This is a genomic window from Streptomyces montanisoli (assembly GCF_017813245.1).
Taxonomy (GTDB): Bacteria; Actinomycetota; Actinomycetes; order Streptomycetales; family Streptomycetaceae; genus Streptomyces; species Streptomyces montanisoli.
The window spans coordinates 1-21,497 of the sequence record NZ_JAGIQL010000025.1 but is presented as its reverse complement, the minus strand read 5'-3'; the positions used below and the strand labels follow the sequence as shown (position 1 = coordinate 21,497).

The window sequence follows — 21,497 nt, the reverse complement described above, 5'->3', positions numbered from 1 at the left end:
CTCCTGCTGTGCCGGGGTGTTACGCGTGTGTTCTGCGCGGGGCCCGTTCAGCGGGTAGCGGCGGTGATCTGCACGCGGTCGCTCTCGTGGTCGGAGAGGAAGGACGCGAGCGCCTGGCCCTCCTCGGCCACGGCGTCGCGGTCGGCCGGCGACAGGCGGCCGAGCGGTGTGACGGCGACGGTGCCCGACTCGACGCTCCAGGTGGCGGCGACTCTGCCGTCGACCAGGACGACGCGGGCGCCGGCGACCGACAGGCCGCGGTGTGCGTCGTCGACGATCCGCCCGCGGCCCTGGTAGCCGAGGAGCGCGTTGTCGAACGCCGGCAGGAACCGCACCGGGGCAGGCGTTTCGGGGTCGGGCCGCGGTGCGCCGGGCAGGTCGAGCAGCTCACGGCCGCGCTCGTCGCGGAAGGCGACCAGTTCCTCGCGGCTCGCGGCGACCGCGGCCGGCAGTCCCGCCAGGCCGCACCACGCGCGCAGGTCGGCCGACGCGGCGGGTCCGAACGCCGCCAGGTATCGCCGCACCAGCTGCCTGCCGACCGGGTCGGTGCCGCTGGGAGCGGGCGGATCGACCTCGCGTCCCAGCCATGAGGAGAGCGGGACGTTGCGCACAGCCCCCTTCGTGCGCCACAGGCCGCGGGGCGGCTGCTGGGCCATCGGGATGAGCGCGGCGACCAGCATCTCGCCCAGTGCGCGCGGCCCCGGCGACGGCCAGCGGCCGGCGAGTTCGCGTGCGAGTGACGTCATCGAGCGGGCCTGGCCGTCGGCCATGACCGCCCGGCCGGCGGCGGCGAGTTCGTCGAGGTCCACCCCGTCGAGCTCGCGGCGGTAGACCCCGAGCACCCGCTGGCGCAGCATCGTGTCGTGGCGTGCCCGCCAGGCCAGGGCGTCGTCGGCGGTGACGAGGTGGACGGTGCGCCGCATGAGGTGGGTACGCACCACGCGCCTGCCGGTCAGCAGGTCCGAGAGCGCGGACGGGTCGAACGCGCGCAGCCGCGACCAGAGTCCGGTGAAGGGTTCCTGCGGCTCCTGCGCCTGCAGGCCGCCGAGGTGCGCGACGGCGTCGAGGACGGGTAGGTCGGCGCGGTCCAGCAGCAACTGGCGGGCGAGCGTGGCGCGGCCGAGGGCTCGCGTGCTGAGAACGGTCATCGTGTACCTGCCTTGGTTGGGCGGGGCCGCGCTGCGGTGGGCGCACACTCTCTCAGGCTTAGCGGTCAGTTCGTGTCCGCTACTGGCGCGGGACGGAGGACGACCGGGAGGGCGGCGCGGTGCTCGCGCGTACCACCAACCGCGGCTCCACCGAGGCCGGTTCCGGCAGGGCGCCCGGATCCGCCAGGTGGCGCAGCAGGTGCGCGACGGCGAGCGCTCCCATCTGGGCGAAGGGCTGGGCCACGGTGGTCAGCGGCGGCGAGCAGTACTCCGCGAGTTCGATGTCGTCGGTGCCGACGACGGAGATGTCCTCGGGCACCCGCCTGCCCGTTTCGCGCAGTGCCCTGATCACCCCGAAGGCCATCTCGTCGCTGGCCACGAAGACCGCGGTGGCGTCCGGGATGCGCGCGAGTACGAGGCCGCTCCGGTAGCCGGAGGCCGGGGACCAGTCGCCTTCCAGCGGGGGCGGGACGGCGCGTCCAGCGGCCTCCAGGCTCGCGCGCCAGCCGTCGCGGCGGCTGGCGGCCTCCAGCCACTGGCCCGGGCCCGCGATGTGCCAGACGGTGTCGTGCCCGAGGTCCAGCAGGTGCCGCGTCGCGAGGCGGGCGGCGAGTGTCTGGTCGATGGCGACGACCTCGGTGGCGTCGGTGCGCGACCCGTCGATGGCGACGGTGGGTGTGGAGCGGGTGAGCTGCTCGATCCGCTCGCTGCTGTGGATGAGCGGCACCGACAGGATGACGCCGTCCACGCCCTGGTCGGCGAGACGGGACAGCGCGCTGCCGATGGCGAACGTGTCAAGGGAGGCGGTCGTCGCCGTGCTGACGGCGTACCCGGCGGCCCGGGCCGCGTTCTCGATGCCCGAGGTGACGGCCGCGCGCGAGTAGAAGTCGGTCTGGAGGGTCACCACGCCGATGGTGCGGCTGCGGCCGGAGGACAGCATGCGGGCGGCGTTGTTCCTTCGGTAGCCGAGCTGGTCGACCGCCGCGAGGACCTTCGCGCGGGTCTTGTCCTGGACGTTGGGGTGGTCAGAGAGGACTCGGGACACGGTCTGCGCCGACACCCCGGCGACCCTGGCGACGTCCGCCATTCCGGGTGGCCGCTCGCCGCCGTCACTGCGCTTCGCCATGGGTCCCTTACTCGTCGGATACGTCGGTCATTGGGATACGTGCAAGGCCCCGATGATATCGCCCTCATGTGGCTCCCACAGCGTCGTTCAGGCACTGAGCGCTCCATCGACGCGCACTATTGGCATCGATAACATTCTCTGCCATAGTTCAGCCGTCAGCGCCCCGGCCCGAGGCCGGGAGATCAGCGCATTGCCCGAACGTACGGTCCGCGAAGGCGCCTTCTTCGCCGTGCCGGAGCATCCAGGAGGAGCCGTGAAGCGGTTCATTGCCCGTTTTGCCGGAGTAGCGGGCGCTCTCGCCCTGAGTGTCGCCGCCGCCGGCTGCTCCGGTTCGCCGGCCGGCACGGCGTCGCCGTCAGGAAAGGCATCGATCACATTCTGGGGCTGGGCCCCCGGGTACGCGGACGCGGTCAAGGCCTTCGACAAGAGCCACCCGGACATCCATGTCACGTACCAGGCGGTGCAGCCGGGTGCCAAGGGCGGCTACCAGAAGATGCTCAACGCCGTGCAGGCCGGCAACGCGCCGTGTCTGGCCCAGCTCGGCTACGAGACGCTGCCCAGCTTCGCGGCGCAGGGCGCGCTGGAGAACGTGGCGAAGTACGCCTCCGCGGACGAGGGCGACTACCAGAAGGCGGCGTGGCGGTCGGTGACCCTGGGCGGCAACGTCTACGGCGCGCCGGTCGACACGGGCCCGATGGCGCTGTTCTACAACAAGAAGGTCTTCGACTCGCTGCACCTCAAGGCGCCCACCACCTGGGCCGAGTACCGCAGTGACGCGCGGCGCATCCACGCGTCGGACCCGCACAGGTACATCTCGTCGCCGTACATGGACTACGACTACGCGGGACTCGCGTGGCAGGCGGGCGCCGGGTGGTTCACCACCAAGGGCGACGCCTGGCGGGTGACCATGGACTCCGCCGCCAACAGGAAGGTGGCGGACTACTGGCAGGGGCTCGCGGACGACGGGCTGATCAGCAGCGCGCCCATGTACGACCAGGCGTGGTACACGGGCCTCGGCGACGGTGACATCGCGACGGTCGTCGGCGCGGTGTGGCAGGCCGGGGTCATCAAGGGCGGCGCGAAGAGCGGCGCGGGACAATGGGCCGTCGCGCCGCTGCCGCAGTGGAAGAAGGGCGGCACGCAGGTCGGCAACGCGGGCGGGTCCGCCACCGCGGTGCTCAAGGGCTGCGCCGACCCCAAGGCCGCCTGGACCTTCGCCCACTGGCTGAGCACGGACCGCACGGCGTTCGGCGGCCTCGTGGAGAAGGCGTCCCTCTACCCCGCCGCCACCTCGCTGCTCGACCTGAAGCAGCTGGGCCCCGACCCGTACTTCGGCGGCCAGAACATCTACAAGGTGTTCGCCGCCGCCGCGCCGCACGTGAACGCCGACTGGACGTGGGGGCCGCTGATGACGAAGACCGTCGCCGACCTCGACGACGGTCTCGGCAAGGCATGGTCCGGCAAGGGCACCATCAACGCCGCCCTGCGCACCGCCCAGGACAAGACGCTCGCCGAGATGAAGAAGCAGGGGCTGCGCGTGGCGCCGTGAGGCGCCGGCATCCGGCCACCGGCCGCTGGCCTCCCGCCGGCAACGCACCACCGACCGTACGAGTCACAGTGAGGGACCCGCTCCGTGATCAATGTCGCCGCTCCGGCGGACGCGCGCACCGGCAAGCGTCCACCGGGCATCCGCCCGCCGGCCACCACCCGTCCCGGTGCCCCGCGCCCGCGCGCCCGCCGGCTGAGGCCGCTGTGGTTCTGTGCACCGTTCCTCGCACTGTTCGCGGCCATGTACGTCGCGCCGATCGTCTATGCGGCCGTCAGCAGCCTGTTCACGGTCCACCGCTCGGGCCTCGGGCTGACCGCGCCGTCCAAGGTGTTCGACCCGCTCGGCAACTACGCGCGCGCCCTGCACGACGGCGCGTTCACCGGGGCGCTCGGCCGTGTGGCCCTGTTCGGAGTGGTGCAGGTCCCCCTCATGCTGTGCCTCGCCCTGGCGCTTGCCCTGCTGATCGACGCCAAGTCGGCCCGCGGCAAGGGCTTCTTCCGGCTGGCCGGCTTCCTGCCGTACGCGATCCCGGGTGTGAGCGCCGCGCTCGTGTGGTCCTTCATGTACTCGTCGCAGTCGAGTCCGATCAACAGGCTGCTCGCGCCGCTCGGTGTGTCCGTGCCCTTCTTCGACGGCCACCTGGTGCTGTGGTCGGTGGCCAACATCGTGACCTGGAGCTGGGTCGGCTACAACATGATCATTATCTACTCCGCGCTACAGGCGATCCCGGCGGAGGTGCTGGAGGCGGCCCGGATGGACGGCGCTTCCGCGTTGCGCGTCGCGTGGAGCATCAAGGTCCCGGCGATCCGGGGCGCCCTCGTCCTCACCGCGGTCTTCTCGATCATCGGCTCCGCGCAGCTGTTCAACGAGCCGACCGTGCTGCGGCCGGTGTCCGGCGGCGCCATCTCCTCCTCGTTCACACCGCTCATGTCGGCGCAGAGCGCGGTCGCGGCGGGCAACTACCCTTACGCCGCGGCCCAGTCGGTCGTACTCGCGGTGCTGGTCGGCGTGGTGTCGTTCGTGTTCCTCAAGCTGACGGGACGAGGTGGGAAGGCATGAGTGCTCCGGCATGGAGAACGTCGCCGGCGCGGTCGCCGCGTGGGACGGGCCCGGTCAGCCGCACCGTGACCACGGCGCTGCTCGGCCTGTCGGCCGTCTACTTCCTCTTCCCGCTGTGGTGGCTGCTGGTGTCGGCGACCAAGCCGTTCGGGGAGCAGTTCAGCGGAAGCGGGCTGTGGTTCGGCGGTTTCGGCCTGTTCGGCAACATCGCACGGCTGACCAGCCAGGACGGCGGCATCTTCTGGCGCTGGATGGCCAACAGCGTGCTGTACTGCGGCGTCGGCGCCCTGCTCGGCACCGCCTTCTCCGCGCTGGCAGGGTACGCGCTCGCCAAGTTCGACTTCCCCGGCCGCGGCGCCGTCTTCGGCGTGGTGCTCGCCGCGGTGCTGGTGCCCAAGGTGCTGTTCACCCTGCCGCTGTACCTGATGTTCTCCGGTGTGCACCTGATCAACAACCCGCTGGCGGTCCTTCTGCCCAGCGTGGTGAGCCCGTTCGGGGTGTATCTCTCTCGTGTCTTCGCCGCTCAGACGATCCCCGACGAGGTGCTGGAGGCCGGCAGGATCGATGGCGCGGGTGAGTTCCGCATCTTCCGCGCCATCGGCGTCCGGATGATGCTGCCCGCCCTGGTCACGATCTTCCTCTTCCAGTTCGTGGAGGTGTGGAACAACTACCTGCTGCCCGCGATGGTCCTCGGCGACGACCGGCTGCAGCCGGTGACCGTGGGACTCGTCGGCTGGAACGCCAGCCACGTCGCGGTGCCCCCGCCGCTCGTCGTCATCGGGTCGCTGGTGTCCGTCGTCCCCCTCGTGATCGCCTTCCTCGCCCTGCAGCGCTTCTGGCGCGCGGGCCTGACCGCCGGAGCCGTCAAGTGACCGCCCCACTCCCCGCACCCGCCGCACCCACCGAGCACCCGGCGGCCACGCTCACCCGCGCGGGCGGTGTGTTCCTGCGTGACGGCCGGCCCCACCGCATCCTCGCCGGCTCCCTGCACTACTTCCGTGTCCACCCCGATCAGTGGGCGGACCGCCTGCGGCGGGTGGCGGCGCTCGGGCTCAACACCGTGGACACGTACGTCCCGTGGAACTTCCACGAGCCGTCGCCCGGCAGGACGCGCTTCGACGGCAGCCGCGACGTGACGCGGTTCGTCCGGCTGTCGCAGGAGGAGGGGCTCGACGTCATCGTGCGGCCCGGCCCGTACATCTGCGCCGAATGGGACAACGGCGGGCTGCCGGTGTGGCTGACGGGACGGCCCGGCATGCGGCCGCGCACCTCGTACCCGCCCTTCCTCGACGCGGTGGGACGCTGGTTCGACGAGCTCATCCCGCGCCTGGCAGCGTTGCAGGCGGTGCGGGGCGGACCGGTCGTGGCGGTACAGATCGAGAACGAGTACGGCAGCTACGGCGACGACGAGGCGTACGTCCGCTGGGTGCGCGACGCCCTGGCCGGCCGGGGCATCACGGAAATGCTCTACACCGCCGACGGCCCGACGCCCCTGATGCTCGACGGCGGCACCCTCCCGGACGAGCTGGCGGCCGTGACGTTCGGCTCGCGGCCCGGGGACGCGGCGGCGCTGCTGCGCTCGCGGCGCCCCGGAGAGCCCTTCCTCTGCGCCGAGTTGTGGAGCGGCTGGTTCGACCACTGGGGCGAGAAGCACCATGTCAGGTCGGCCGGAAGCGCGGCGCGTGCCGTGGAGGGCGTCGTGTCGGCCGACGGGTCGGTGAGCCTGTACATGGCGCACGGCGGCACGAACTTCGGCCTGTGGGCCGGCGCCAACCATGACGGCGCGGACATCCAGCCCACCGTCACCAGCTACGACTCCGACGCGCCCATCGCCGAACACGGCGCGCTCACGGCGAAGTTCTTCGCCCTGCGCGAGAGGCTGACCGCCCTGAGCGGTGTCCCCGCGCCACCGCCGCCCGCCGATCCGCGGGTGCTGGGACCGCGGACCCTGCCGGTGACGCGCGGCGCGGCGCTGCTCGATGCGCTGCGGGCCATGTCGGAGCCGGTGCACGCGCCGGGGCCCCTCAGCTTCGAGGAACTCGGCCAGTCCGCGGGCCTGGTGCTGTATGCGGCGCGGCCGCTGCTGCCGCCGGGCGAGCACGAGATCACGGTGGCGGGCCTGCACGACCGCGCGCAGGCCTTCGCGGACGGCCGCCCCGTCGCCGTCCTCGACCGCGAGACCTCGGTGTTCACTTTGAAGGGCAGCGGGACGCGCGTGCGGCTCGAGTTGCTGGTGGAGAACCAGGGGCGGATCAACTACGGACCGCTGCTCGGCCAGGGCAAGGGCATACTCGGGGGCGTGCGGGTGGAGCGCCGGCTGGTGCACGGCTGGACCATGTACGGGCTGCCTCTGGACGAGTGGACGCCTGCCGACACGGCACGCGCCGTGTCCTCCGCGCCACCCGGCGGCGCGGCCGGGTTCGCGACCGCCGATCTGCACGTCACGGAGGTCGCCGACACCTTCCTTGCCCTGCCCGGCTTCACCAAGGGTTTCGTCTGGGTGAACGGCGGCCTGCTCGGGCGCTACTGGGACGTCGGGCCGCAGACCGCGCTCTACCTGCCCGGGCCGCTCCTGCGGGCCGGGCACAACACGCTCACCGTGCTGGAGCTCGAACGCAGTGGCGACCACCTCGCGCTCCTCGACGGCCCGGAGCTCGGCCCGGCCGAGGAGTACGTCGAGACGTTCGGATGACGGCGGGGACGCACGAGAACCCTGCCCGGGAGACCGCCCGTGCCCGGCCGACGCCGGGCGCGGCACCGCACAGCGAGGGGCCGGCACGGCCCCCCGGCGAAGGAGAAGGAGTACCTGTGGCAGTTCACCGCAAGACACTGCTCGGCACCGTCGTCGCCACGGCCCTGACCGTGGTGGGCGGCGTGGCGGTCACGCCGGCCGCGTCGGCCGCCCCGCCCGGCGCCTCCCCCACGTACACCGTCACCGTGGGCGCGAAGGGCACCTGGAACAACCCCGACGACACACCGGCCGCCTCCTACATCGACAAGGACGGCACCTTCTACTACCAGCAGTCGCACTCCCTCTATGGCGCGACCGCGAGCCGCCAGTGGAACTTCTTCACCGGCGGCGACTTCGACACCGCCACCCGCTCCAGCGCGATCAGCGACGCCGCCGACCCGGCCGATCCGCAGGACAGCAACAACGACACCACCAAGCGGTGCAACAACAGCCCGACGGGCAAGGAGGCCACCTTCCCGCCCGCGGGATCGGGCTACTCGCAGCGCAACTTCTGCGACCTGGCCGGAGTGTGGGTCGATCCGGACACCGGCGACTGGTACGGCCTGGTGCACAACGAGTTCACACCGCAGCCGTTCGGCGACGGCATCCACTACGACGCGATCGACTTCGCCGTCTCCACGAACCAGGGCAGGACCTGGACCATCAAGAACCATGTCATCACGTCGCCGTACAGCACCGTGCGGGGCGACGAGAACGCCTTCCCGCAGCAGACGTACTACTACGGCGACGGCGACCCGCGGCTGTTCGTCGACACCGCCTCCGGCTACTTCTACGTCTACTACGGCTCGCGGGTCGTGGAGAAGGGCGGCACGTGGAAGGCCTTCCAGGCCCACGTCGCCCGCGCGCCCATCTCTTCCAAGATGGCGCCCGGATCGTGGCACAAGTGGTACGACGGCTCGTGGTCGCAGCCGGGGGTGGGCGGCAAGGAGAGCAACATGGTGCCGGTCGGTGCCGGCAGCACCACCGGCTACACGCCCCCGGCCAAGGAGTACGACCCGAAGAACAGCGGCACGGTGAGCCGGCAGGTCGCCGCTGGCACCATGCCGCCCACCTCACCGCTGTTCGTCATGGACATCACCTACGACGCCTACCTCGGCCTCTACATCGGCGAGCCGCAGGCCGTCAACCAGGACGGCTCGGAACCGCAGCACTACTACGCCACCCGCGACCTGTCGACGCAGAAGTGGTTCCCGATCGGTGACACCGGCAGCGGTTACACCACCGCGTCCTGGTACCGCTGGTTCCTCGACGGCGCGAACAGGACCAGCTCCGCGATCGTCGGCAAGACGTTCCGCTCGTACTGCTCGTTCGGCTGCTCGGAGGGCTCGTCCAGCGAGTACGTCGACGTGACGATCGGTTCCTCCTCGCCCGCCGCGCCGGTGAAGGCGGGCAGGACCTACCGCATCGCGTCGGGGGACGGCCGGTCCCTGGCCCAGGCGGCCCACGGCTCGGCCACCACGTCACGGGCCAGGGCCACCGGTTCCGGCCTCGACGCGTGGACGTTCACGCCGGACGGCGACGGTTCGTACCGCATAGCGAACGCCGCCACCGGCGGGCTGCTCGGCGTCGACGCGACCACCACGGCCGGTCGCGCCTGGGGTGCGAGGCCCACCGTCACCGCCGCTCCGCCCGGGGGCCCGAGCGTCGGGCAGCAGTGGTTCGTCATCCCAAGCACGCCCGCGGGCAAGGGGGCCACGAGGACGTACCGGCTGGTCAACCGGTACAGCGGCCTGGTGATCGGCCTGTCGTCGCACGCCGGCCGGCTCGCCGAGACGACGCCCGTACGCTCCTGGACCGACACGAGCGGCAGCAGCGTCGGCGGCGCGCGCACGGCGGCTGAGCAGACGCTGACGCTCACACCGCGGCCTGCACCCCACGGACACGGTCACGGCCACGGTCACGGCCACAGGGGCGGTCACGGTCACGGGGCCGGCTCGCGCGCCGGGCGCTAGCCCTCCCCCGGGGGCACTGACGAGCCCGCCACGAGCACCGCGAGGGTGCCGGGGGCGGGCTCGTCGCCATCCGCCGTGTCCTCTCCATTGACGTCCGCGCCCGGTGTGGTTACGTTCCCGCATGGGATCGATCCCATGCGGGGCGCGGCCGTGCTCCCGCTCGACGGTGTCGACTGAGGGGAGCACGTGTGGCCAGGGACGACCGGGCCGGCTCGAAGGCGGGCCGACGACGATTCGCGGGCGGCTGCCTCGTCCTGACGCTGGCCGCCGGGGCGATGGTGGCTCTCGCCCCGCCACCGGAGGCGAGCGCGCAGGAGACCCACCGGCTGCCCGCCATCTCCCCGGTGCCGCAACACGAGCGGCAGCGGGACGACTTCGCGGTGCTCACGCCGACCGTCGACCTGGTGGCAGGGCCCGCGGCCGACGCCCCGGCGGTGCGTGCGGCGGAGGCGGCGCTGCGGGCTGCCGGTGTCCGGAGCGTGGTGCGTACGCGGTCCGGCGTGTACCACGGCCGGGACGGCCGGCTGACCGTGTGGCTCGGGCGTGCCTCCGGCCCCGGAGTGGCGTCGGCTCTGCGCGGCCTCGGTGTGGGCCGGTCGGGCGCCGGCCACGCGGAGGGCTACACGCTGGCGGTGGGCGGTGGTCTCGGCCGTGGGCCCGGCGAGATCGTCCTCGCGGGCGCGGACGGCGCGGGAACGTACTACGCGGCCCAGTCGCTGCGCCAGATACTGCCGCGCGGCGGTCACGCAGGCGCGCGCGTGGGCGGCCTGTCGATCCAGGACTGGCCCGCCACGCGCACGCGCGGGGTCGTCGAGGGGTTCTACGGCACGCCGTGGTCGCAGAGCGAGCGGCTGGCCCAGCTCGACTTCTACGGCGAGCACAAGATGAACACGTACACGTACGCGTCCAAGAGCGACCCGTACCTGCGCGACAAGTGGCGTCAGCCCTACCCCGACAAGGAACTCGCCACGATCAAGGCGCTGGTGGACCGTGCGCGCGAGCGCCACGTCGACTTCGTCTACGCGCTCTCGCCCGGGTTGTCCGTCTGCTACAGCTCGGACGCCGACCTGAAGGCGCTCACGGACAAGTTCACCGCCCTGTGGAACATCGGTGTGCGGGACTTCGCCGTGCCGCTCGACGACGTCAGCTACACCAAGTGGAACTGCGACGACGACGCGCGGAAGTTCGGCAGCGGGCCCGCGGCCGCGGGCAAGGCCCAGGCGTCCCTGCTCAACCGTGTCGACAAGGGGTTCATCGCCGGTCATCCGGGGGCAGCGCCCCTGCAGATGGTGCCGACGGAGTACGGCAGCGTGACGTCCACTCCCTACAAGAAGGCGATAGCGGCGTACCTCGGCGCCGACGTCGTCGTGCAGTGGACCGGCACGGACGTGGTGTCGCGGACCGTCACCGTCGCCACGGCGAAGGCGGCCCGCCGCGTGTACGGCCACCGGATGCTGCTGTGGGACAACTACCCGGCCAACGACTACGCGGCGGACAGGCTGCAGCTCGGCCCGTACACCGGGCGTCAGCGGGGGCTGCCCGCGCACGTCGCGGGCATTCTCGCCAACCCGATGATCGAGCCGTCCGCGTCCGAGCCCGCGCTCGCCACGGTCGCCGACTTCGCGTGGAACGACCGCGCCTTCGACCCGCGGTCCTCCTGGCTCACCGCCATCGGCCAACTGGCGGGCGGCGACAGGGCGGCGGCACATGCGCTGCGCGCCTTCGGCGACATCACGTACGACTCGTCGATCTCCCCGGGGCAGGGGCCCGACCTGACGTCGGCCGTCCGCTCCTTCTGGCGTACCGGGGACGCGAAGACGCTGCGTTCCCGGCTGCACGCGCTCAGCACGGCGCCCGGCGTGCTGCGCTCCCGGCTGCCTGACCGTGACTTCGTTCCGGAGACGCTGCCGTGGCTGGACTCGGCGCGCGACTGGGCCAAGGCGGACACCGCCGCGCTCGACATGGTGATCGCCGAGCGGCACGGACGGAAGGACAAGGCGCGTACGCTGCGCGCGAGTCTGCCCGGCCTCGTCGACCGGGCGGGTTCTTACCACTACACCGACGTGACGGGTGCCCGGGTGCCGGCGGTTGTCGGCGAGGGGGTGCTGGACGAGTTCGTGGCCGACGCGGTGGCCGCGGACGACGCGGCGCTCGGGCTGCCGCTGCCCGCGAAGGCGTCCACCGACATGCGCACCCACCAGGACCACACGCCGCTGCGCATGACGGACGGCGACGACAAGACCTGGTACTGGAACAAGTCGGCGGTGACCGAGGGCGACTGGGTCGGCCTCGACCTGAGGACGGAGCGCCCGCTCGGCCGCATCACGCTCGCCATGGGCGAGCCGGGCGCTCCCGACGACATCATCGACAGCGGCGTGCTCGAGTACTCCTCGGACGGCAGGCACTGGAAACGGCTGACCGGCTTCAGCCACACCGCCGACGTGACGTTCCTGCCGCCGGCGGGCACCAGGGCGCGCTACGTACGCGCCCGTGCCACCGCCGACCAGGACGCGCTGCTCGCCGTACGCTCCTTCGACGTCGCCTTCGTGCCCCCAGTCCAAGGGCGTTGACGTGCCGGTCCGCCACGTGGCATCGTTCCCACATGGGATCGATGCCACGTCGGCGCGCCGCTCGGTGCAGTGAGGAACATCCGTGTACTGCGAGCCGATAGCGGACGACGCGTTCCGCTACGAGGACACCTGCCACGTCTACGTCCTGCGGCACGGCAGCGAGGCCGTACTCATCGACTTCGGCTCGGGCGGTGTCCTCGACCACCTCTCGGAGGTCGGCGTCGAACGGGTCACCGATGTCCTCGTGACGCACCACCACAGGGACCAGGTCCAGGGCCTGGCACGCGCGCACGCGGCCGGCATCCGGATCTGGGTGCCGCCGGTCGAGCGGGACCTGATCGACGCCGTGGACGAGCACTGGCGCACCCGGCCGTTCGACAACGACTACGACGTGCGCCAGGACCGCTACTCGCTCCTGCACCAGGTGCCCGTCACGGGTACCGTCGCCGAGTACCGCACGGCGCGCTACGGGGCGTTCGACATACGCACCGTCCCGCTGCCGGGACACACCGTCGGCTCCGTCGGCTACCTCGTCGACCTCGGCGGGCGCCGCCTCGCCTTCACCGGCGACCTCATCCACGGCGAGGGCCGTGTGTGGTCGCTGGCCGCGACCCAGTGGGCGTACACCGGCTTCCACGAGAACGCCGGGATGGAGGGTGTGGCCGCCACCGTCCTGTCGTGCGCGCAACTGCTCGACCTGGCGCCCGACGTGCTGCACCCCTCGCACGGCGCCGCGGTCACCGATCCCCCGGCCGCGGTCGCCCGGCTGCGCGTCCACCTCCAGGAGCTGCTCGACTCGCGCCGCCGGACGCCGTGGAACCCGGAACGCCTGCTGGGCGAGCCGTGGGCGCCTGTCACCGAACACCTGCTGCGCAACACCACCAGCATGGCCAACTCGTACGCCCTGCTGTCCGACTCCGGCACCGCCCTGCTGTTCGACTTCGGCTTCGACCTGACGACCGGTCTCGCAGGCGGCCACGACCGCTCGTCGCGCCGCCCGCTGCTCGCCTCGATCGAGGCGCTGCGCCGCGACCACGGCGTCGACCGGGTCGAGGTGGCGCTGCCCACGCACTACCACGACGACCATGTCGCCGGGTTCAACCTGCTGCGCGAGGTCCACGGCACGCAGGTCTGGTCGCCCGACCACATAGCGGACGTCATCAACGCGCCGACCCGCCACGACCTGCCGTGCCTGTGGTACGACCCGATCCCCGTCGACCGCGTCCTGCCGAAGGAGGGCATGGTCCGCTGGCACGAGTACGAGATCGGCGTGCACCACCTGCCCGGGCACACGCTGTACGCGGCCGCGTACTCGTTCACCGTGGACGGCCGCCGCGTCGTGGCCACCGGCGACCAGCAGAACACCAAGTGGGATCCGGCGACGGGCGAGCCCGAGATACTCAACTACCAGTACCGCAACCGGTTCAGGATCGACGACTACGTGCGCAGCGCCGAGCTGTACCGCTCGCTGCGGCCCGAGATGATGGTCAGCGGGCACTGGCCGCCGCTCGACGTCACGGACGCCTACCTGGACATGCTGCTGGCGGAGGGCACCCGGCTGGCCCGGCTGCACCGCGAGGTCCTGCCGCGGGATGTCGACTTCGACGCGGAGGGGTTCGGCGCGCGCATCACGCCCTACCGCTCCGTGGCCCGGCCCGGTGACGTCGTGCGGATGAGCGTGGAGGTGCGCAATCCGCTCCCCGAGCAGGAGCAGGCGCTTCTCAGCCTCGTGGTGCCCACGGGCTGGAGCGCCGAGCCGCTGGTGCGCAAGGTGGACATCGGCGCGCGGCGCAGCGCCGAGACGGATTTCGTGGTGCGGATACCCGCGGGCGCCGCGCCGGTCGAGAGGGAGCGGGTGGCCGTGGAGATGACGGTGGGACGCATGGCCTTCGGCCAGCAGGCGGAGGCGCTGGTGAGCGTCCGATGACCCGGCCGAAGGCCACGGCGCGCGACGACGGCGCGATCGAAGTCCTGGCGGAGGGCTGGCGGATGACCGTGGCCGCCGACGGGGTGACCGCCGCGGTGCACCACGAGGACGCGGGCCACCACCCCGTCACCGTCCAGCTGGCCGGCGCGCTCGACCGGACCGACAGGACCGACGAGACGCTCGAGACCGATCCGCCGCTGCTCGACGCCGCGGGCGAGAACCCCGTCGTCACCGTCCACCGGCGCAGCAGCGCCTGGACCGGCGCGCTCACCCGCATCGCGTGCACGCCGCAGGGGCCCGAGTTCAGCTGGGAGGTGTCGGGCGAGGGAGCACTGAGCCAGACGCTCGGGCTCGCCGTGCGTGCGGCGTTCGGCGGACGCGGCGGCGGGCTGCGCCCGAGCGGCCATGACTGGCACCGTCTCTTCAGCCCCAACCCGGGGCCGCCCAGGGGCCTGACCCGGGGCGCCGGGGAGAGCGCCGTCGTGGGTGTGTGCGGTGACGCGAGGCCGGGCCGCGGGCACTGGTTCTTCACCCCCGCGCCGCTGTGCCTCGCCCTCACCGAGGACGTGGCGCCCGACACCACCGGGCCTGCCGAAGCCCCGGCCCCGCACGGCTGGTGGACGCTGTCCGCCGGCGCCCCCGTCGGCGACCTGACCTTCACGGAGATGGCGTACGTGCCGTCGGACGGCGGCTTCCACCTGCGCTTCGCGTACGAGGGCCACACCCGCGTCGACGGCACGCACCGCAGCCCCGCGGTCCTGCTCTCGCCCGGACACCGGGACCCGTACGCGGGTCTGCGCGCCCACCGCCAGTGGCTGGCACAGCGTGGCTGGGCGGCCTCGCCCCGTACGGCCGCCGCAGGCCGCCCCGCCTGGTGGAGCGAGCCGATGTTCTGCGGCTGGGGCGCGCAGATGGGGCGCGCCCGTGACACCGGCCTCCCGGCGCCCCAGCTGTCCAGCCGCACCGAGTACGACGCCCACCTCGCGCACCTGGAGTCGCACGGTCTCGTGCCGGGCACGGTGGTGGTGGACGACAACTGGCAGGTGCGGTACGGGCACTGGGCACCGGACGAGGAGCGCTGGCCCGGCCTGGCCGGCTGGATCGCCGGCCGGCACGCCCGCGGGCAGCGCGTCCTGCTGTGGTGGAAGGCGTGGTCGACCGAGGGCGTGCCGGACGAGCTGTGCGTGAGGACCGCGGCCGGCCGGCCCGTCGCCCTGGACCCCGGACACCCCGGGGCGCGTGAGCTGCTGGCCGAGAACATCCGCACGATGCTCTCGCCCGACGGCCTGGACGCCGACGGGCTGAAGATCGACTTCACGGCGGACACACCCACCGGGGAGGGACTGGTCTCGCACGGCGGCGCCTGGGGCATCGCCCTGCTGCACCAGTACCTGGACGTCGTCCACCGGGCCGCCAAGGAGGCGAAGGGGGACGCACTGGTCGTCACGCACACCCCGCACCCGGCGTTCGCGGACGTCACCGACATGATCCGGCTCAACGACATGCTCCGCCTCGACGACCCGGATCCGTACGCCCCGATCGTCCCGCAGATGCGCCTGCGTGCGGCCGTCGCCGCGGCCGCGTGCCCCGCGCTGCCGGTGGACACCGACGACTGGTGCGCGCCCGACCGCGAGCAGTGGCGCGCCTACACGGCGATGAAGGACGAACTCGGTGTTCCCGCCCTCTACCTGGCGACTCACCTGGACCGCACGGGTGAACCGCTGGAGGAGTTCGACTACGCTTCGCTGCGGCGGCTGTGGTCCCGTTGGCGTGCGCGCGGGGGCACCGGGGACAGGGATGGGAATACCTGAATGGGCAAGGAAGAGGCCGGAGTCGGGGCTCCCAGGACCAGACGCGCACGGGCGACGCTGCGCGACGTGGCGGAGGCGGCGGGGACCTCACGTTCCACCGCCTCCCGCGCCCTCGGGGGCCACGGCTACGTCGCCGAGCACATCAAGAAGCGGGTGCGCGAGGCGGCGGACCGCCTCGGCTACGTGCCGGACGCGTCCGCCCGGACGCTGAAGGGCAGTTCGAGTGGTCTCGTCGGGCTGCTCGTCTCCGACCTGCGCAACCAGTTCTACGCGGAGCTGGCGGCCGGTGTGGAGCACACCCTGTCGGCCGCCGGGTACCAGGTGGTGCTGGCGGACGACCACGGCGACGAGCACATGGCCCAGAACGGCGCGCGCGCGTTCCTCGCGATGCGTGCGGACGGCGTGCTGCTCGCACCGGTGGGGCGGGCCGCCACCGAACTCCTCGTGGAGCACGAAACGCCCGTCGTGGAGGTGGACCGCAGATCGGGCGTCCGCGGCTGTGACGCGGTGGCGATCGACAGCGAGCACGGGGCCAGGGCAGCGGTCGAGCACCTGATCGCCCTCGGCCACCGGGAGATCGCGGTCGTCATCGACGAGACGAAGTGGGAGACGGGCAAGGGGCGCGTGCGCGGCTACCGTGCCGCCCTGCGCGCGGCCGGCCTTCCCGCGTCGCGCCGGCACGTCCTCGACCTGGGCCTCACACCGTCCGATCACCAGGAGGAGCTGGCGCGCTTCCTCGACCGGGCCACGGGTGTGACGGCGGTCTTCGCGGCCAACAACGTGGTCGCCGAGCTGGTCTGGCAGGAGCTCAAGCGGCGGGGCAGCGGTGTGCCCGAGCGCTGCTCCGTGGTGTCGTTCGACGACCTCGGCTGGATGCGGATGGTCGAGCCGGGGATCACCGCCGTGCGCCAGCCGGTGTTCGAAATGGGCAGCCGCGGGGCCGAGTTGCTCCTTGAGCGTGTCGGGAACGGCGGCCGTCGCAGGAGCACGGAAGTGCTCAGGCCCGAGTTGGTGGTCCGCGGCTCGACCGCGGCGCCCAAGCACTGATCCCTCACCCGCCCTTCACCGGCCCCGCCACGTCGGTACCCCCGTGGTGGGTGCGCTGCTCCATGCCCGCGGAAGCACAGGTTCCATAACGGCCCGTCGAACCCGTTGACGGCCGCGCCCAACGTGGTTACGTTCTCATGTGGGATCGATGCCACACACGGGAGCGAGCAACTGCCCACGCCCCGTCCGGATGTTCCGCAGCGTCGGTCACCCGTGTAGCCAGCTGCTCGAAGGAGAGATCATGGCGGCACCACCCCGGCGAACACGCCGGCGCACCACGGCCCTCTTGTCGGCCTTCGCCCTGCTCCCGGTACTCGCCGGGTGCGGCGGTGTGAGTCTGACCGGCGGCGACCCGGCCACCTTCACGACGATGGGGTACGGCATGGGCGACGCGCTCGCCACGGACCGCATCGACACCGCAAGGGCCGCACTCCCCTCGTTGCACATCAAGGTCAACGAGGGCGCCTTCGACCAGCAGCAGTTCCTCTCGGCGGTGGCCGCCGGCGACCCGCCGGACGTGGTGCACATGGACCGCAGCCTCATCGGCGGCTACGCCGCGCAGGGCGCCCTCATACCGCTGACCGACTGCATCAAGCGCGAACACATCGACACGGGCGACTACTACAGGACCGCCATCGACGAGGGCTCGCTCGACGGGCAGGTCTACGCACTGCCGGACTCGTTCGACAGCAGGCTGCTGCTCGTCAACGACAAGGTCCTCAAGAGCGACGGGATCGATCCCGCCACGGTCTCCACGTCCGACTGGTCCCGGCTGAAGAGCCTCACGAAGAAGCTCCAGCACCAGCAGGGCGGCAAGCTGACCCGCATCGGCTTCGACCCGAAGATCCCGGAGTTCTTCCCCCTGTGGGCCAAGGCCAACGGCGCCGACCTGATCAGCGCGGACGGCCGCACCGCCCACCTGAACGACCCGCGCGTCGTCCAGGCGCTGCGCTACGCGGTGAGCCTGATCAACGTGCAGGGCGGCTGGGGCAAGTTCAAGTCCCTGCGGGACTCGTTCGACACCTTCGGCGCGAAAAACCAGTTCGCCCGCGGCCAGGTGGGCATGTACCCCATGGAGGACTGGTACGTGAACGCCCTGGCCGGCCTCTCCCCGCACCTCGACCTCGGGACGCAGACGTTCAAGGCACGTGACGGAAAGCCGCTCAACTGGACGTCCGGCTACGGCTGGGCGATCCCCAAGGGGTCCCCGCACGCCGCACAGGCCTGCACCTTCATCAAGACGATGACGGCCACGAAGACGTGGGTGCACGCCGCACGGGCCAAGGCGGCCCAGGTGCGCAAGGGCGGAACACCATACACCGGGGACGTCACCGGCAACGCGGTCGCCGACCGCATCATCGAGAAGGACGTGTGGAAGCCGACCGGCAACGCCGCCTACGACAAGGCCACCCGGACGCTCTACTCCATCTCCAGGAAGGGCTTCATCGTCCCGTCCAACGCGGCGGGCACGGAGTTCAAGAACGCCTGGCAGAACGCCATCAACCGGGTGCTGTCCGGTGAGCAGACCTCGCAGCAGGCGCTCGACCAGGCGCAGAAAGAGGCGCAGAGCGCCCTCGACCTCGCGAACCAGGGAAGGCGGTGAGTGCGATGACCATCACAGCCACAGGGGCCAAGCGCCGGGTACGGTCCGCCCAGCACCCCGAGCGGGGGCGGAGCCGATGGCGCCGGCGTGACACGTGGGCCGCCTACGGCTTCATCTCGCCGTGGATCATCGGCTTCCTCGTCTTCACGGCGGGCCCGATGATCGCCAGCTTCGTGCTGTCCTTCACGAACTACGACGGCATCGGCGCCTCCCACTCGGTGGGATTCGCCAACTACCGGCACCTCTTCCAGGATCCGGCCGTAGCGAAGTCGCTGATGAACACACTGATCTTCGCCGTGATGCGAGTGCCGCTTTCGATGGCGGTGGCGCTGCTGCTCGCCATGCTGCTGCTGCGCGTGGGGCGGGCGTCCGGCTTCTTCCGCACGATCTTCTACCTGCCGGTGATGACGCCGTCGGTGGCGGTCGGCATCCTCTTCCTGCTGCTGTTCAACGGCAACGTCGGCCTGATCAACCACGTGCTGGGACTCGTCGGCCTGCATGGGCCCGCGTGGACAACGGACAGCGCGTGGATCAAGCCCGGCCTGGTCCTCACCAGCCTCTGGTCCGTCGGCTCTACGGTGATCATCTACCTCGCCGCGCTGAAGAACGTGCCCAAGGACCTGTACGAGGCGGCCGAGCTCGACGGCGTCGGCCGGTGGAACTCGTTCCGGCACGTCACGTTCCCGCAGATCTCGGGAACCCTCTTCTTCACACTGATCGTCAACACCATCGCGTCCCTGCAGACGTTCACCGAGGCGTACACCGCCTTCTTCGGCAGCTCGAACTCGCAGACGTACAGCAACGACGCGGCGCTGTTCTACGTGGTCTACCTCTTCCAGCAGGCCTTCCAGTACACGCACATGGGGTACGCCTCCGCGCTGGCCTGGCTGCTGTTCCTGGTGGTGCTCGTCATCACCGTCATCCAGGCCAAGGTAAGCAAGCGGTTCGTCTACTACGAGGGAGACGAGCGATGACCCAGCTCTCCGTGCCCCCCGCCCAAGGAGCCCAGGCCGACGGCGGCGGCCTGCTGCCCGCTTCGGACGATCCCGGGCAGCCGCCCAGGCGCCGCAGGACCGACCCGCGCGGTACGGCGGGTCCGGTCGGCCGCACCGTACGGATCATCGGCCTCATCGCCGTCTCCGTCATCTTCCTCTACCCGTTCCTCTGGCTGATCAGCGCGTCCTTCAAGCCGACGCAGGACGTCTTCGACAACGCGCTGATCCCGCACGTCTGGCAGCTGCACAACTACGTCGAGGTCTGGAAGGCCGTACCGCTGCTGACATGGGTCGGCAACAGTGTGGTGGTCACCCTGGCCGCCGCGGTCACCGTGACGGTGAGCAGCGCCATCGTGGCGTTCGGGTTCGCGTACTTCCGCTTCCCCGGCCGCAACGTGCTCTTCGCACTGGTCATCGGCACGATGATGCTGCCGTCCGTGGTCACGATGGTGCCGCAGTACCTGATCTGGAACTGGATGCACCTGGCCAGCAGCCAGGTGCCGCTGTGGGCGCCCAACCTGTTCGGCAGCGCCTTCTACATCTTCCTGCTGCGGCAGTTCTTCCTCGGCCTGCCCAGGGAGCTGTTCGAGGCGGCGCGCGTCGACGGCGCCAACTACTGGAAGATGTTCTGGCGCATCGCCGCTCCCCTGTGCCGTCCCGCACTGATCGTGACGTTCATCTTCGAGGTACAGGCGTCGTGGACCGACCTGGTCAAGCCGTTGATCTACCTGCGTGACCCGAAGCTGTACACCGTGCCCCGCGGGCTCAAGGCCGTGCTCGACCAGTTCGGGGACGGCGGTGAGATGCGGTGGGAGATCGTCTGCGCCGCCAGTGTGATCGTCACGGTGCCCATGATCATCGCCTTCTTCGTCTGCCAGCGGCACTTCACCGAGGGCATCGCCACCACTGGAAACAAGGGCTGAGAGCACCACATGACCTCGTACGAACACGGAGACACGACCGGCCGGGCCGTGCTTGCCCTCGACATCGGTGGCACGAAGCTCGCCGCCGGTGTGGTGCGGGAGGACGGCGCGGTCCTGTCCTCCGTGTCCTGCCCCACCGAGGTGGCGGACGGCCCCGACACCGTTCTCAAACGCCTGTTCTCCCTGGGCGCGAGCGCCCTGCACGGCGCCGGCATCGACCCGGCGCACGCTCCCGGCCGGCTGCTGGGCTGCGGCATCGGCTGCGGCGGCCCGCTCGACTCGGCGGCCGGGCTGCTCATCTGCCCGCCGCACCTGCCGGGCTGGCTCGACATCCCGGTCACCGCGCTGGCCGAGGAGGCCTTCGGGCTGCCCGCCGTGCTCGACAACGACGGCACGGCGGGAGCCGCCGGCGAGTGGCGTTTCGGCGCCGGGCGCGGCACCCGCCACCTCGTCTACCTGACGGTGTCGACGGGCATCGGCGGCGGCGCGGTCATCGAGGGCCGCACGTACCGGGGGGCCGCGGGAAACGGCGGCGAGCCCGGCCATGTCACCGTGCGCTCCGAGGGGCGGCGCTGCCGCGGCTGCGGCCGCTCCGGCTGTCTCGAGGCGTACGCGTCCGGCACGGCGATCGCGGAACGCGCCGCCGAGGCGGTGCGTGAGGCGGCGCCGCGCGGCGAGTCCACCGTGCTCGCGTCGGTCCCGCGGCTCACCGCCGCCGACGTGGCACGGGCGGCGCGCGACGGCGACGCGCTGGCCGTGCGGGTGTGGGACGAGACCATGGACGCGCTGGCCGGGGGGCTCGCCTCCGTGATCAACCTGTGGGAGCCGGAGGTCGTGGTGCTCGGCGGCGGTGTGCTCCGCTGCGGGGAGCAGCTCCTCGTCCCCGTGCGGGAGAAGGTCGCGCGGCTGGCCATGGGCCCGGCCGGCCGCGCCGCCAGGATCGTGCCCGCGGAGGCGGGCGACCTGGCCGGTGTGCTCGGCGCCGCCGCCATCGCCTTCGAGCGCCTCGGCAGCGGGGCGCGGCGTGAGGCGGGC

The 21,497-nt window shown here is 71.7% G+C and carries 15 protein-coding genes; 13 read left to right on the top strand and 2 right to left on the bottom strand.

Going from position 1 to position 21,497, the window contains the following annotated elements:
- Nucleotides 1-47 precede the first annotated feature (47 nt).
- Nucleotides 48-1,148: a winged helix DNA-binding domain-containing protein gene (locus tag JFN87_RS08970; protein ID WP_209339398.1), complete on the bottom strand. Its 1,101-nt coding sequence runs from the start codon at nt 1,146-1,148 to the stop codon at nt 48-50.
- Nucleotides 1,149-1,227: 79 nt separating this feature from the next.
- Entirely contained in the window at nt 1,228-2,274 is a 1,047-nt protein-coding gene (locus JFN87_RS08965) for a LacI family DNA-binding transcriptional regulator (protein WP_209339397.1), read from the bottom strand.
- Nucleotides 2,275-2,527: 253 nt separating this feature from the next.
- Between JFN87_RS08965 and JFN87_RS08960 the strand changes: the two genes are divergently transcribed.
- The 13 genes from JFN87_RS08960 to JFN87_RS08900 all read left to right on the top strand — a co-directional run.
- On the top strand, nt 2,528-3,823 hold the full coding sequence (locus JFN87_RS08960; RefSeq protein WP_209339396.1) for an ABC transporter substrate-binding protein: 1,296 nt from the start codon (nt 2,528-2,530) through the stop codon (nt 3,821-3,823).
- Between the two features lie 84 nt (nt 3,824-3,907).
- On the top strand, nt 3,908-4,882 hold the full coding sequence (locus JFN87_RS08955; protein WP_372449206.1) for a carbohydrate ABC transporter permease: 975 nt from the start codon (nt 3,908-3,910) through the stop codon (nt 4,880-4,882).
- Nucleotides 4,879-5,754 (top strand): carbohydrate ABC transporter permease, encoded by an 876-nt coding sequence (locus tag JFN87_RS08950; RefSeq protein ID WP_209339395.1) that lies wholly within the window; start codon nt 4,879-4,881, stop codon nt 5,752-5,754. Before JFN87_RS08955 ends, JFN87_RS08950 begins: the two co-directional genes overlap by 4 nt.
- Nucleotides 5,751-7,574 carry a glycoside hydrolase family 35 protein gene (locus tag JFN87_RS08945; protein WP_209339394.1) on the top strand — a complete coding sequence of 608 codons (1,824 nt, stop codon included), beginning with the start codon at nt 5,751-5,753 and terminating at the stop codon, nt 7,572-7,574. The genes JFN87_RS08950 and JFN87_RS08945 overlap by 4 nt, the downstream gene beginning before the upstream one ends.
- A 116-nt stretch (nt 7,575-7,690) precedes the next feature.
- The gene (locus tag JFN87_RS08940) at nt 7,691-9,586 is read left to right on the top strand and encodes an RICIN domain-containing protein (protein WP_307865373.1); all 1,896 of its coding nucleotides are present in this window, start codon (nt 7,691-7,693) and stop codon (nt 9,584-9,586) included.
- A 188-nt stretch (nt 9,587-9,774) separates the two neighbouring features.
- The gene (locus tag JFN87_RS08935) at nt 9,775-12,156 is read left to right on the top strand and encodes a glycoside hydrolase family 84 protein (RefSeq protein ID WP_209339392.1); all 2,382 of its coding nucleotides are present in this window, start codon (nt 9,775-9,777) and stop codon (nt 12,154-12,156) included.
- A gap of 82 nt (nt 12,157-12,238) precedes the next feature.
- Nucleotides 12,239-14,083: an MBL fold metallo-hydrolase gene (locus JFN87_RS34310; RefSeq protein WP_307865372.1), complete on the top strand. Its 1,845-nt coding sequence runs from the start codon at nt 12,239-12,241 to the stop codon at nt 14,081-14,083.
- Nucleotides 14,080-15,894: an alpha-galactosidase gene (locus JFN87_RS08925; protein WP_209339391.1), complete on the top strand. Its 1,815-nt coding sequence runs from the start codon at nt 14,080-14,082 to the stop codon at nt 15,892-15,894. The genes JFN87_RS34310 and JFN87_RS08925 overlap by 4 nt, the downstream gene beginning before the upstream one ends.
- Nucleotides 15,895-16,941 (top strand): LacI family DNA-binding transcriptional regulator, encoded by a 1,047-nt coding sequence (locus tag JFN87_RS08920; RefSeq protein WP_209339390.1) that lies wholly within the window; start codon nt 15,895-15,897, stop codon nt 16,939-16,941.
- 241 nt (nt 16,942-17,182) lie between these two features.
- Nucleotides 17,183-18,544, top strand: coding sequence for an extracellular solute-binding protein (locus JFN87_RS08915; protein WP_209339389.1), 1,362 nt, complete (start codon nt 17,183-17,185; stop codon nt 18,542-18,544).
- A 5-nt stretch (nt 18,545-18,549) separates the two neighbouring features.
- Complete coding sequence (locus JFN87_RS08910; protein WP_209339388.1) at nt 18,550-19,518, top strand: carbohydrate ABC transporter permease; 969 nt, start codon at nt 18,550-18,552, stop codon at nt 19,516-19,518.
- Complete coding sequence (locus JFN87_RS08905) at nt 19,515-20,462, top strand: carbohydrate ABC transporter permease (RefSeq protein ID WP_209339387.1); 948 nt, start codon at nt 19,515-19,517, stop codon at nt 20,460-20,462. The genes JFN87_RS08910 and JFN87_RS08905 overlap by 4 nt, the downstream gene beginning before the upstream one ends.
- 9 nt (nt 20,463-20,471) lie before the next feature.
- A partial coding sequence (locus JFN87_RS08900; protein WP_209339386.1) for an ROK family protein occupies nt 20,472-21,497 on the top strand: 1,026 nt, incomplete at its 3' end.

What these genes read in the sequence shown, in the direction of transcription:
- JFN87_RS08970 (WP_209339398.1), bottom strand. Translation starts at nt 1,148, where the DNA reads ATGACCGTTCTCAGCACGCGAGCCCTCGGCCGCGCCACGCTCGCCCGC.
- JFN87_RS08965 (WP_209339397.1), bottom strand. Translation starts at nt 2,274, where the DNA reads ATGGCGAAGCGCAGTGACGGCGGCGAGCGGCCACCCGGAATGGCGGAC.
- JFN87_RS08950 (WP_209339395.1), top strand. Translation starts at nt 4,879, where the DNA reads ATGAGTGCTCCGGCATGGAGAACGTCGCCGGCGCGGTCGCCGCGTGGG.
- JFN87_RS08925 (WP_209339391.1), top strand. Translation starts at nt 14,080, where the DNA reads ATGACCCGGCCGAAGGCCACGGCGCGCGACGACGGCGCGATCGAAGTC.
- JFN87_RS08920 (WP_209339390.1), top strand. Translation starts at nt 15,895, where the DNA reads ATGGGCAAGGAAGAGGCCGGAGTCGGGGCTCCCAGGACCAGACGCGCA.
- JFN87_RS08915 (WP_209339389.1), top strand. Translation starts at nt 17,183, where the DNA reads ATGGCGGCACCACCCCGGCGAACACGCCGGCGCACCACGGCCCTCTTG.
- JFN87_RS08910 (WP_209339388.1), top strand. Translation starts at nt 18,550, where the DNA reads ATGACCATCACAGCCACAGGGGCCAAGCGCCGGGTACGGTCCGCCCAG.
- JFN87_RS08905 (WP_209339387.1), top strand. Translation starts at nt 19,515, where the DNA reads ATGACCCAGCTCTCCGTGCCCCCCGCCCAAGGAGCCCAGGCCGACGGC.